The sequence below is a fragment of the Pseudomonas sp. NA-150 genome (assembly GCF_044336365.1).
Lineage (GTDB): Bacteria > Pseudomonadota > Gammaproteobacteria > Pseudomonadales > Pseudomonadaceae > Aquipseudomonas.
Genome location: NZ_CP172305.1, coordinates 4938933 through 4950601, shown reverse-complemented (window position 1 = coordinate 4950601; position 11669 = coordinate 4938933). Strand labels below are relative to the sequence as shown.

The window sequence follows — 11669 nt, the reverse complement described above, 5'->3', positions numbered from 1 at the left end:
TCAGTGATGGCGAGGCTTGAGGATCGCCGGTGCCGGCTTCTCGTCCGGTGCATTGCACAGCAGGTACAGGGCGGTCAGGGCTTCCGGGATCTGCACGATCATGTCGTCCATCAGGTTGGCATCCGCCGCGATGTCGGAGAATTCTGGCTGTTCGTCGAACAGACCTGAGCCGACCATGATCGGCAGCAGCATTTCGCTGACTTCTTCTTCGGCGGTTTCGAACCAGGCGGCTTCGCGCAGGAACACGCCTTCCATGAAGCCGATGCACCAGCCGCGCAGCTCGGAATCGTCCGGCTCGTCGCCCAGATCCAGATCACACGGCAATTCGAATTCTTCGTCCGAGGCCAGTTGGCGTGCGATGTGCGCTTGCAGCTGGATCAGCGTCGCTTCGATTTCTTCGCGCTGGGCGTCGTTTTCGTAATGCGGCGGCTCGGAGAACAGCGCGTCGATCCATTCACGTTCCGGGACCTGTTCGGCACAGATCGACAGCGCAGTCAGATAGCCATGGGCGGCCACATAGTCCAGCGCTTCGTCGTGCAGCTCGTCGGCGTCGAGGAAGGCTTGCAGGCGGTTTAGTTGCTCAGCGAAGGACATTTAAGGACTACCTTGGGAATAAACGATGCTGAATTCTAGGCTGTACGGGCCTTGCGCGCCAGTTGCGCGTTTAATTTCGACCGCTGATGTCACTCCTGTCCTTTGCCTGGAAACCCTCGGGTATACTGCCGCGCTTTGCGATGCCGACAGTGTTCACGGCAGGCGGTAGCAAGGCAGTTTCTGCAATTTGTGGGGTTTTTATGCTCGAACAGGCTCAGCGCGTACTTAAAGACATCTTCGGCTACGACAGTTTCCGTGGTCGCCAGGGTGCCATTATTGAGCGCGTTGCCAGCGGCGGCGATGCCTTGGTGCTGATGCCCACCGGTGGCGGCAAGTCCCTGTGCTTCCAGGTACCGGGGCTGCTGCGTGACGGCCTGGCGGTGGTGGTGTCGCCACTGATTGCCTTGATGGACGACCAGGTCGCGACCCTCGAAGAACTGGGGGTGTCGGCCGCTGCGCTGAACTCCACCCTGAGTGCCGAGCAACAACGCGACCTGGCCAACCGAATCCGTCTGGGCGAGGTGAAGATGCTGTACCTGGCGCCGGAGCGTCTGGTGCAGCCACGCATGTTGGCCTTCCTGCAAAACCTCAACATTGCCCTGTTTGCCATCGACGAAGCGCACTGCGTGTCGCAATGGGGTCACGACTTCCGCCCGGAATACCTGAAGCTGGGGCAACTCGCCGAGTTGTTTCCGGACGTGCCACGCATCGCGCTGACCGCCACCGCCGACAAGCGCACCCGCGAAGAGATCGTCGAGCGCCTGCATTTGCAGAACGCCGAGCGCTTCCTCTCCAGCTTCGACCGGCCGAATATTTTCTATCGCATCGTGCCCAAGGAACAGCCGCGCAAACAATTGCTGGCGTTCCTCTCCGAGCGGCGTAGCGATGCCGGTATCGTGTATTGCCTGTCACGCAAGAAGGTCGATGAAGTCGCTGCTTTCCTGTGCGAAAACGGTTACCCGGCGTTGCCGTACCACGCCGGCTTGCCCAACGAAACCCGTGCCGCCAACCAGAAACGCTTTCTTAACGAAGAAGGCTTGATCATGGTCGCGACCATTGCTTTCGGCATGGGCATCGACAAACCCAACGTGCGTTTCGTCGCGCACATGGACCTGCCGAAATCGCTGGAAGCCTACTATCAGGAAACCGGTCGTGCCGGCCGTGATGGTCTGCCCGCCGATGCCTGGATGGCCTACGGTCTGCAAGACGTGCTGATGCTCAAGCAGATGTTGCAGAACTCCGAAGGCGATGAGCGCCATAAGCGTCTTGAGCAACACAAGCTCGACGCCATGCTCTCGCTGTGTGAAGAAATCCGTTGCCGTCGTCAGACCTTGCTCGCCTACTTTGACGAAGACATGCCTGAGCCATGCGGCCATTGCGATAACTGTGTCGATGGCGTGCAGACCTGGGATGCGACCGAGCCTGCGCGTCAGGCGCTCTCGGCGATTTATCGCACCGGCCAGCGCTATGGCGTCGGTCATCTGGTGGACGTGCTGCTGGGCCGTGACAACGAAAAAGTACGCGGGCCAGGGCATCAACATCTGGCGGTATTCGGTGTCGGCAAGGCGCGCAGCGAAGGTGACTGGCGTTCGCTGTTCCGCCAGTTGGTCGCGCGCGGTCTGGCGGACATCGATCTGGAAGGCTACGGCGGCCTGCGCCTGAGCGACAGTTGCCGACCTCTACTGCGCGGCGAAGTGACCTTGGAACTGCGCAAGGACTTGAAGCCGCAAACCACCGCGAAAAGCAGTTCGGGCAGCCCCGCCAGCCAATTGGTGCGTGCCGAAGAGCGCGAGCAGTGGGAAGCCCTGCGCACCCTGCGGCGCAAACTGGCCGAGGAACACGCGGTACCGCCTTATGTCATTTTCCCCGACTCGACCTTGCTTGAGATGTTGCGCAGCAAACCGGGCTCGATGGCGGAAATGGCCCGGGTCAGCGGTGTTGGTGCGCGCAAGTTGGAGCGCTATGGCGAGGCCTTCCTCGAAGTGCTGGGCGGCACTGGTGAAGCGCCGCGAGTGGTCGCCGATCTGCGTCACGAGTTGATCAGCCTGGCCCGCGCTGGCATGACCCCGTTGCAGATCGCCGGTCAGTTGCAGTGCTCGGAAAAGAACGTTTACACGATGCTCGCCGAAGCCATCGGCAAGCAGCAGTTGTCGCTGGAACAGGCACTGGATCTGCCGGAAGACCTGCTGAGCGAAATTCAGGACGCATTCCTCGACGGCGAAGGCGAGTTGCCGCCGGTCAGTGAAGTGGCTGGGCTGTTCGCCGGCCGGGTGCCAGAGGGCGTGCTGTATTGCGTGCGCGCCGCGTTGCAGTCCGAGTTCGAGGTCTGATCCCACCATTTCCTGTAGGTGCAGGCTTGCCTGCGATCATTACGACACGGAATGTCGGACCCACCGCTATCGCGGGCAAGCCCGCTCCTACAGGTGAAGATATCCCCCGGCGACGAAACGCTACAGACCGAAGCTTGCCTCTATGCAGGCATCATGCTTAGCTGGCTAATAATTAGTACAAGAATCCAACCATGAGTTTCCTATGCCTTTAACTGAACAACATCGCTTCGGCATGCAACTGGCGCACATGTCCCGTGGCTGGAGAGCCGAACTGGACCGTCGTCTGGCCGATCTGGGCTTGTCGCAAGCGCGCTGGCTGGTCTTGCTGCACCTGGCACGTTTCGAAGAGCCACCGACCCAGCGTGAGCTGGCACAAAGCGTTGGCGTTGAAGGGCCGACCCTCGCGCGCTTGCTCGACAGCCTGGAAGCCCAGGGCCTGGTCCGGCGTCAGGCGGTGGTGGAAGATCGGCGGGCGAAGAAAATCCTGTTGGAGACCACCGCGCGTCCGTTGATCGACAAGATCGAAACCATTGCCAACGCGTTGCGCCATGAGTTGTTCGAAGGCGTGGACGAAGACGAGTTGCGCGTCTGCATGCGTGTTCACGCACGGATCCTGGCAAATCTGGAGAAATCCTGAGCCCCCGAGTATTCAGCGACCGGGCGATTCTTATAAGCTTGAGTATTGTTTAACGCGTGCGAGCATCGCGCTCGATTTGCCCCCATACTGGCGCCGTCTGTGTGTCAGTCGGGTGTGCTGAGAAGCCTGCTTTGGTTTTTATAAGGATTTTCATGCTGAACAGTTCTCAGGTCGCGTCAGGGCACGGCGGTCTAGCGTTGCGCCAGATCATTCGTCGGTGGTGCGTGGCTGCGGCCGCGACCAGCTTGTTTTATTCGGCGCTGGCCCCGGCACTGGGATTGGGTGACATCACCCTGCACTCGGCGCTGGAGCAACCCTTCAATGCCGATATCGAATTGGTCGAAACCGCCGGCTTGAGCGCCGACGACATTCGCGTGAGCCTGGGCTCGGCGGACGCGTTTGGCCGCGCCGGCATTGAGCGCCTGTTCTTCTTGAACGACCTGCGTTTTACCCCCGCCATCGAAGGCAACCGTGGCGTGGTGCACGTGGTGTCGAGAAAGCCGGTCACTGAACCCTACCTGAGCTTTGTAGTGCGCCTGGCCCGCCCTAACGGCGACCTGGTGCATGCCTATACCGTGTTGCTGGATCCGGCCGACTCGCCGCAAGGCCGCTCCGCCACCCGTGGCCGCTGGATTGCTCCGGTGGGACACCACGTCGACGTCAACATGCCGGTTGCGCCACCCCAGGCGGTGCAGGGCAACCACTACACAGTGGTCAACGGCGATAACCTGAACAGCGTCGTCCATCGCCTGCAAGGTCCCGGCAACACAGTCCCGGCTGCCGATCTGGCGAAAGGCATTCAAGCGCTCAATACCCAGGCGTTTCCCCAGGGCAGCAATTCGCACCTGAAAGCAGGGCAAAGCCTGCTGCTGCCGGATATCGCCGTACTGCCCGCATCGATGACCGCACCCGCCGCACCCGCCGCACCCGCCGCGCCTGCCGCCGTACCGACGCCGGGTGTACTGCCGGTGTTGACCAGCGAAGAGCAGAAAACCGCTGAGCAACTGGCAACCAATGCCATTGAAAACCAACAGCTCAGCAAGACTGTGGACGACCTCAAAGGGCAGCTACAGGGCCTTGAAGAGCAAGTTTCCAATAAAGACAAACAGGTGGTCGAGCTGCAGACCAGGCTGTCCGAGCTCAAGACCAACGCCAACAAGGCCCCGGTGCCGGTGGCAACGCCGATTCCAGCTCCGGCGCCTGTGGCAGCGGTGCCCACAGACGACTCGTTCGTCAGCACCCCGCTGTTGCTGGGCGGATTGGTGGTGTTGTTGGTGCTGTTGGGCGTGGCCTATACGGTACGACGCAAGCGCCAGGCTGTTGTGCCGGTCCAGGCGGTCTATGAGGCGCCGGAACGCAGAACCCCGAGGGTGCCGAACGTTCCCGTGTACGAGGCGCCGAGAGTGGTCGTGGCACCGCCGGTGGCCCCCGTCGTTGCAACGCCCGCAGCAGTAACGCCACGCGCCGCCGGTGCTGCAACCGACGCGCTGGATGGCGCGAGTATCTACATTGCCTACGGGCGTTTCAGCGAAGCTCTGGGCGTATTGCGCGAAGCTTCCCACAAGCAACCCGAGCGCAGTGATTTGCGCCTGCGCATTCTGGAGCTGCTGGGCGAGCAGGGCGATGCCGAGGCGTTTGCTGTCGAAGAACAATCGTTGCTCGAGCATGGCATCAGCCCGCAGAAGGTCGAGGAGGTACGCGAGCGTTTTCCACAATTGCAGCTCAAGCCTGCGCCAGTGGTGGTGCCTGAGCCGGTGGTCGCGCAACGTGAAGCGGCGCCGGTTCACCTGCCCGCGGCCAGGGAGGAGCAAGCGCCTGAGCCGACGCCGGTTGCCCAACCCTCAGACGAATTCCATTTAAACCTGGATGACTTGTCGATGGACGCCGATTGGGACCTGGTCGACCCGTTCGACACCACGCCTGCGGTGCGCAGCAATAGTGTCCCGGAGCCTGCGCCCGCCGAACCCGAGCCTGATTTCGCAAGCAATCTGACGCAGTTTCCTGAAGTCTTCGAAATGCAGGAGGAGCAGTTCCTCAGTGATTTCGCCGAGACCGATGAGCCCATCGTGCACGCCAGTGACGACAGCCTCAACGACGAGTTTCTCGACAGCTTCATGAACGATTCGCAAGCATTGGATCTGATCGACCTGAGCGAAGATCCGTCGAACAAGCTGCATCAAGCGCAGACTCTGATCGATGAAGGCGAATGGGACCACGCCCGCGAGTTGCTGCTGGAAGTGATCAGCGACGCCGACGAAGAGCAGCGGCGCGAGGCCAGGGAATTACTGGCAGGGATAAGCTGACCCTACGCGTTATCTGTAGGAGCGGGCTTGCCGCACCGCCGCGATGGCGGTGTTTCAGGCACGCCGCGTCAAACCGATCGCGGGCAAGCCCGCTCCTACATTGATTCGCCATCGAGAGTTGAATAATGTCCAGCAAACCCGAAATCATCATCACCTACTGCACCCAATGCCAGTGGCTGCTGCGCGCTGCCTGGCTGGCGCAGGAGTTGCTCAGTACCTTCTCCGATGACTTGGCCAAGGTCTCTCTGGAACCGGCGACCGGTGGCACGTTTCGCATTACCTGCGACGGCGTGCAGATTTGGGAGCGCAAGGCCGATGGAGGTTTTCCCGAGGCCAAGGTGCTGAAGCAACGGGTGCGCGACCAGATTGATCCACAGCGCGACCTTGGCCACAACGATCGCCCCTGAGGTCGCGAAGCGCTCGGCTCAAGGTGTCATGTCACCAGACTGCCATATCACTGTCATGTCGAATTAACCGGCAACGAGCAAGCTCGTACAAACCCTGCCGGAGGTCGCCTCATGACCAGTGCTCAGCTCGCTAAACCCAGCCGTAAGCAACGCGTGAGAACACTGTGGATTTCTGATGTTCATTTGGGCACTCGTGATTGCCAGGCAGAGCATTTGTCGACGTTCCTCAAGCAGTACCACGCGGACAAGGTGTACCTGGTCGGCGACATTATCGATGGCTGGAAATTGCGCAGCGGCATGTACTGGCCGCAAGCGCACACCAACGTCATCCGCCGCCTGCTGACCATGGCCAAGCGCGGCACCGAGGTGATTTACGTCACCGGTAACCACGACGAATTCCTGCGTCGTTACTCGAAACTGATCCTCGGCAATATCCATCTGGTGGACGAAGCCGAGCACGTCACCGCCGATGGCCGCCGGCTGTTGGTGGTGCATGGAGATCAGTTCGATGTCATTACCCGCTATCACCGCTGGCTGGCGTTTCTGGGCGATTCGGCCTATGAGTTTACCCTGACCCTCAACCGCTGGCTGAACCACTGGCGGGCGCGTTATGGCTATGGTTATTGGTCGCTGTCGGCGTACCTCAAGCACAAGGTCAAGACGGCGGTCAGCTTCATCAGCGACTTTGAAGAGGCCATCGCTCACGAGTGCGTGAAGCGCGGTTTTGACGGGGTGGTGTGCGGGCACATACACCACGCCGAAATCCGCAAGGTCGGCGAGGTGGAGTACTTGAACTGCGGCGATTGGGTCGAGTCCTGCACGGCGCTGATCGAGCACCTGGACGGCTCGATCGAGTTGTTTCGGTTAGCCGACGCCCACGTCCGCGAGGCGCAGCTCAAGGTCGAACAGCAGCAGGCCCGGGTCAGCGAGCCTGTGGTCTGAGGCGTCTCACGCCATTTCGGAGTGCTTCTCTATTGCGGACTTGTAAATCGAGCTCCGCGGGTAAGCAAACACCCGCTCCAGCATTGGTTCGAAGAAACTCAGGGGCAGGGTTTTGTAATTCGGATCAAACGCCGCTGCATCGTACTTGGCGCAGAACTCGATGGTCTGCAGGTACTGCGGATGCTCCTGGAATTGCTCGCGCAGCAACCGGTCCATGCCCAGGTGATGGAAGAAGTAGTAGCCCTGGAAGATCCCGTGCTTTTCCACCATCCACAGGTTTTCCGGGCTGACGAAAGGCTTGAGAATCGCCGCTGCGATATCCGGGTGATTGTAGGAACCCAGGGTATCGCCGATGTCGTGCAGCAGGGCGCAGACGATGTATTCCTCGTCACGACCGTCATGGCAGGCGCGGGTAGCGGTTTGCAGTGAATGGGTCAGGCGGTCGACGGGAAAGCCGCCAAAGTCACCATCCAGCAGCCGAAGATGCGTCAGGATGCGTGCCGGCAGTTGCTTGGCATAGGCGCTGAAATCCTGGGCAATGATCATCCAGTCTTCCTGCGTGCCATCCTTCATATGGGTAAAGCGGGCCTGAGTATTCATCGGCGGTCCTGTCTTCATTATTTGTGGACAGGACCAGTCTAAGCGTTACAGATTTTCCGGTAGTGACTGTGAAGGACGCTTTGCTGGCCCAGCGCGCCGCTCGTCGCTTAAATAGACAGACTTTTCAGCGTGGTGGTTGCTTAGAAAGGCACCTTGCCGAGCACCATGTCGCGGTACATGACGAAATCCCCCAGCAAGCTGTAAAACGGATGCTTGAAGGTCGCCGGACGATTCTTTTCAAAGAAAAAGTGCCCGACCCAGGCGAAGCCGTAACCGGCGAACGGCAAGGCCCAGAGCAGCGACCAGTGGGCGCCGCCGATCGCCAGTGCGGCGATAAAGATCACCAGGCTGGTGCCTATAAAGTGCAGGCGGCGACAGGTGCTGTCGTTGTGCTCCGCCAGGTAATAAGGGTAGAAATCGGCGAAGCGTGTGAAGGGTTTGGTGCTTTCCACAATCAGTTACCTTGCAGGTTTTTATTAGAGTCTAGGCTGTCTTAACACTTGAATCTAACGCAATGCAAGAATCCAGGCAGTGACATTGAACGCCAGAATAGTATCCTTAGGCCAGTAGCTGCTGGATGCGGCTTTTTCCTGAATTAAGAAGACGCTATGAGCGAGAGAACGACTTCTGCAAGTTGGGCGATGGGGATCGTCAAGTCATTGGAGCTGGATGGCTTGGATTGTCGCTCGTTATTCAAGGAGCTGGGGCTCAACTACGCCGATCTGGACAACTCGGAAGCCCGTTTTCCCCAAGACTCGATGACCCGTCTGTGGCAGCGCGCCGTGGAGTTGTCCGGCAACCCGGCGATTGGCCTGAACATGGCCAAGGTGGTGCGCCCGGCATCGTTCAACGTCGCCGGTTATGCGTTGATGTCCAGCCAGACCCTCAAAGAAGGCTTCATGCGCCTGGTGCGCTATCAGCGCATCATCGCTGAAAGTGCCGACCTGAGTTTTCGCCTGATACCTGAAGGTTATGCGCTGATTCTGACGGTGCATGGCGATCATCTGCCCCCCACCCGACAAAGTGCCGAAGCCTCGCTGGCGTCCGCGCTGACCTTTTGTGGCTGGCTCACCGGACGAACCTTGCAGCCGCGTCAGGTGTTGATCCAGGGCGATCAGCCGAAGAACATGGAACCCTACCGACAAGCCTTTCATGCGCCCATGACCTTCAACGCGCCATACGACGCACTGGTGTTTGAGCGCGCTGACATGGAAGCGCCGCTGCCCACTGCCAACGAGGCCATGGCGCAGTTGCACGACCGCTTTGCCGGCGAATACCTGGCGCGCTTTTCCGAAAGCCGGGTGACCCATCAGGCGCGTCAGGTGCTGTGCCGCTTGCTGCCCCAGGGCGAACCCAAGCGCGAGATGGTTGCGCAGACCTTGCACCTGTCCCAACGCACCTTGCAACGCCGCTTGCAGGACGAGGGCACCAGTTTCCAGACCCTGCTCGACGACACCCGCCGGGAGTTGGCCGAGCAATACCTGGCGCAACCACAGATGAGCTTGTTGGAGATTGCCTACCTGTTGGGCTTCGCTGACCCGAGCAACTTCTTCCGTGCCTTTCGCCGCTGGTTTGATGAGACCCCGGGGGAGTACCGCGCGCGGATGTGATCGTTGCAGCTCAGGGGTTCGTGTCGACTTGAAATCAATGCCGCCAAAACGCCGGCATACACAACACCAGCACGGTGATGATCTCCAGTCGACCCAACAACATCCCGCCGGACAATATCCACTTCGCTGCATCCGGCAAACCGGCAAAGTTGCCGGCCGGGCCTATCGTCTCTCCGAGCCCCGGACCCACGCCGGACACTGTACTGGCGGCGCCGGTCAGTGCGGTCATCCAATCCACCCCCAGCAGCGACAACAGCAGCGCGATACCGCAGATGGTGATGGTGAAGAAGAACGAAAAAGTCAGGATCGACCGCACGATGTCTTCGTCCAGTCGATGGCCGTTGTACTTCTGCGCGATCACCGCCCGCGGGTGAATCAACTGGTTGAGGTTGGCCTTGAGCAGGATATAGGCGACCTGAAACCGGAAAATCTTGATCCCGCCTGCGGTCGAGCCGGAGCAGCCACCGATAAAGCCCAGGTAGAAGAACAGCATCAGGGCGAAATTTCCCCACAGGCTGTAGTCACCCAGCGAAAACCCGGTGGTGGTCACGACCGAGGTCACGTTCAGCGCCACATGCCGCAGCGCGTCGTACCACGGTAAGTCGGTGGTCGCCCAATACCAGGTGCCGAGCACCAGCCAGGTCACCAGCAACAGACCGATGAAGCCGCGCACTTGCTCGTCCTTGAACAGCGCCCGGCGATGGCCGCGCAGGGTGGCGACGTATAGGGTGAACGGCAGGCTGCCGAGGATCATCACCACAATCGCCACCCAATGCACCGCCGGTTGCGGCCAATGCGCCAGCGATTGGTCCGAGGTGGAGAAGCCGCCGGTGGAGATCGCCGACATGGCATGGTTGATCGCATCGAACAGGCTCATGCCCGCCGCCCAGAACGCCAGGCTGCCCAGGACGGTGATGCCGACATAGGTCAGCACGATGAACTTGGCCACCATGTGCGAGCGCGGCATGACCTTCTCCGAGCGATCAGAGGACTCGGTCTGAAACAGGCGCATGCCACCGATGCGCAACAGCGGCAGGATCGCCACCGCCATGCCGATAAAGCCGATGCCGCCGAGCCAGTGCAGCAACGAGCGCCAGATCAGAATGCCCGGTGACATGCTGTCGAGCCCGGTCAGGACGGTCGAACCGGTGGCGGTGATGCCGGACATGCTCTCGAAAAAGGCATCGGTGTAGCTGATGCGTTGGGTCAGCAGAAGTGGCAACGCGGCAAACACACAGACCACCAGCCAACTGGACACCGTCAGTAGGTACATGTCCCGTGGCCGTAGATGAATCTGCCGCGGTCGGCCCGGAATCACCAGCGCCAGCCCGGCCGTCAGGGTGACCAGGCTGGCCCAGATAAACGACGGCATGTCCTCGGTACGTTCGAAGATCAGCAGCGTCAGCATCGGCAAGACCATGGCGACGGCCAGGGTGATCAGGAAAATTCCGATGATGAACCCGATGATACGAAGAGTCGGCAGCGCCATGCAGTCGTCCTGAGCTTGAGGCTGAAACAGAAGGGAAAAAAGGGGCGCCATTCTAACCGGGGGCAGGGCGTAGGCCGTCGATGGGTTATCGTTGCAAGATGTAACGGTAGTTCGAAATTAAATCCTTGGTGCGCTTGGGATGCAGGGCACTAGAATGGCCGATCATTTTTTGAAGGAGATGGCCCGATGGAGGCGCTCGACGCTTTGCTCAACCGTGTGTCGGTACCGCGGTTGATCGACCCGGCACCCGATGCGGCGCAACGGGAAATCCTGTTCAGCGCGGCGCTGCGCGCGCCGGACCATGGCCAGTTGCGGCCGTTTCGCTTTCTGACGATTGAAGGCGCGGCGCGTGAGCAGATGGGTGAATTGCTGGTGCAGGCGCTGAAAATCAGCGACGCGCAAGCGCCACAACCGGCAGTGGACAAGGCTCGGCTGGGGCCGTTGCGCGCCCCGTTGGTGGTTGTGGTGATTGCCAAACTGCAAGACCACTTCAAAGTGCCTAAGCAGGAGCAACGGATCACCGCCGGCTGTGCCGCCCACGCGGTGATCATGGCGGCTTATGCGATGGGTGTTGGCGCTGTCTGGCGCACCGGTGATCTGTCGTACTCGGCGCATGTGGCCAAGGGTCTGGGCCTGGCGGCGGATGAAGAGGTGGTTGCGTTCCTGTACCTGGGGACGCCGCAGAATCCACCGCGTGTGGCGGCGAAACTCGACACTGCTGATTTCGTCAGTGCGTGGCAGGGCTAAGGCCGCACGC

11 protein-coding genes are annotated in these 11669 nt (G+C 60.4%); 7 read left to right on the top strand and 4 right to left on the bottom strand.

Features of this window, described 5'->3' with window-relative positions; genetic code table 11:
- On the bottom strand, nucleotides 1–594 hold the full coding sequence (locus tag ACF0H7_RS23405; protein ID WP_397449225.1) for a UPF0149 family protein: 594 nt from the start codon (nucleotides 592–594) through the stop codon (nucleotides 1–3).
- A 200-nt stretch (nucleotides 595–794) separates the two neighbouring features.
- Between ACF0H7_RS23405 and recQ the strand changes: the two genes are divergently transcribed.
- The 5 genes from recQ (at nucleotide 795) to ACF0H7_RS23380 (ending at nucleotide 7213) form a co-directional block, all read left to right on the top strand.
- Complete coding sequence (gene recQ / locus ACF0H7_RS23400) at nucleotides 795–2924, top strand: DNA helicase RecQ (protein WP_397449224.1); 2130 nt, start codon at nucleotides 795–797, stop codon at nucleotides 2922–2924.
- 202 nt (nucleotides 2925–3126) lie between these two features.
- On the top strand, nucleotides 3127–3561 hold the full coding sequence (locus ACF0H7_RS23395) for a MarR family transcriptional regulator (RefSeq protein ID WP_397449223.1): 435 nt from the start codon (nucleotides 3127–3129) through the stop codon (nucleotides 3559–3561).
- 152 nt (nucleotides 3562–3713) lie between these two features.
- A complete protein-coding gene (locus ACF0H7_RS23390; RefSeq protein ID WP_397449222.1) occupies nucleotides 3714–5864 on the top strand; it encodes a FimV/HubP family polar landmark protein in 2151 nt (716 codons plus the stop codon).
- 122 nt (nucleotides 5865–5986) lie between these two features.
- Nucleotides 5987–6271, top strand: coding sequence for a SelT/SelW/SelH family protein (locus ACF0H7_RS23385; RefSeq protein WP_397453996.1), 285 nt, complete (start codon nucleotides 5987–5989; stop codon nucleotides 6269–6271).
- Between the two features lie 111 nt (nucleotides 6272–6382).
- Entirely contained in the window at nucleotides 6383–7213 is an 831-nt protein-coding gene (locus tag ACF0H7_RS23380) for a UDP-2,3-diacylglucosamine diphosphatase (protein ID WP_397449221.1), read from the top strand.
- Nucleotides 7214–7219: 6 nt separating this feature from the next.
- Here the strand turns inward: ACF0H7_RS23380 and ACF0H7_RS23375 are convergent, their stop codons facing one another.
- The gene (locus tag ACF0H7_RS23375) at nucleotides 7220–7813 is read right to left on the bottom strand and encodes an HD domain-containing protein (RefSeq protein WP_397449220.1); all 594 of its coding nucleotides are present in this window, start codon (nucleotides 7811–7813) and stop codon (nucleotides 7220–7222) included.
- Nucleotides 7814–7953: 140 nt separating this feature from the next.
- Entirely contained in the window at nucleotides 7954–8265 is a 312-nt protein-coding gene (locus tag ACF0H7_RS23370) for an Mpo1-like protein (protein ID WP_397449219.1), read from the bottom strand.
- A 156-nt stretch (nucleotides 8266–8421) separates the two neighbouring features.
- Here ACF0H7_RS23370 and ACF0H7_RS23365 point away from each other — a divergent pair, with 156 nt between their 5' ends.
- On the top strand, nucleotides 8422–9423 hold the full coding sequence (locus ACF0H7_RS23365; protein WP_397449218.1) for an AraC family transcriptional regulator: 1002 nt from the start codon (nucleotides 8422–8424) through the stop codon (nucleotides 9421–9423).
- A 34-nt stretch (nucleotides 9424–9457) separates the two neighbouring features.
- Here ACF0H7_RS23365 and ACF0H7_RS23360 read toward each other — a convergent pair whose 3' ends face one another.
- The gene (locus ACF0H7_RS23360; protein ID WP_397449217.1) at nucleotides 9458–10912 is read right to left on the bottom strand and encodes a TrkH family potassium uptake protein; all 1455 of its coding nucleotides are present in this window, start codon (nucleotides 10910–10912) and stop codon (nucleotides 9458–9460) included.
- A 186-nt stretch (nucleotides 10913–11098) separates the two neighbouring features.
- On the opposite strand from ACF0H7_RS23360, the gene ACF0H7_RS23355 reads away from it, so the two are divergent.
- Nucleotides 11099–11659 (top strand): nitroreductase family protein, encoded by a 561-nt coding sequence (locus ACF0H7_RS23355; protein ID WP_397449216.1) that lies wholly within the window; start codon nucleotides 11099–11101, stop codon nucleotides 11657–11659.
- The last annotated feature ends 10 nt before the right edge of the window (nucleotides 11660–11669 follow it).

Excerpts from the sequence above, each read along its gene's own strand:
- recQ (WP_397449224.1), top strand. The coding sequence starts at position 795 with ATGCTCGAACAGGCTCAGCGCGTACTTAAAGACATCTTCGGCTACGAC.
- ACF0H7_RS23375 (WP_397449220.1), bottom strand. The coding sequence starts at position 7,813 with ATGAATACTCAGGCCCGCTTTACCCATATGAAGGATGGCACGCAGGAA.
- ACF0H7_RS23390 (WP_397449222.1), top strand. The coding sequence starts at position 3,714 with ATGCTGAACAGTTCTCAGGTCGCGTCAGGGCACGGCGGTCTAGCGTTG.
- ACF0H7_RS23365 (WP_397449218.1), top strand. The coding sequence starts at position 8,422 with ATGAGCGAGAGAACGACTTCTGCAAGTTGGGCGATGGGGATCGTCAAG.
- ACF0H7_RS23360 (WP_397449217.1), bottom strand. The coding sequence starts at position 10,912 with ATGGCGCTGCCGACTCTTCGTATCATCGGGTTCATCATCGGAATTTTC.
- ACF0H7_RS23380 (WP_397449221.1), top strand. The coding sequence starts at position 6,383 with ATGACCAGTGCTCAGCTCGCTAAACCCAGCCGTAAGCAACGCGTGAGA.
- ACF0H7_RS23405 (WP_397449225.1), bottom strand. The coding sequence starts at position 594 with ATGTCCTTCGCTGAGCAACTAAACCGCCTGCAAGCCTTCCTCGACGCC.
- ACF0H7_RS23395 (WP_397449223.1), top strand. The coding sequence starts at position 3,127 with ATGCCTTTAACTGAACAACATCGCTTCGGCATGCAACTGGCGCACATG.
- ACF0H7_RS23355 (WP_397449216.1), top strand. The coding sequence starts at position 11,099 with ATGGAGGCGCTCGACGCTTTGCTCAACCGTGTGTCGGTACCGCGGTTG.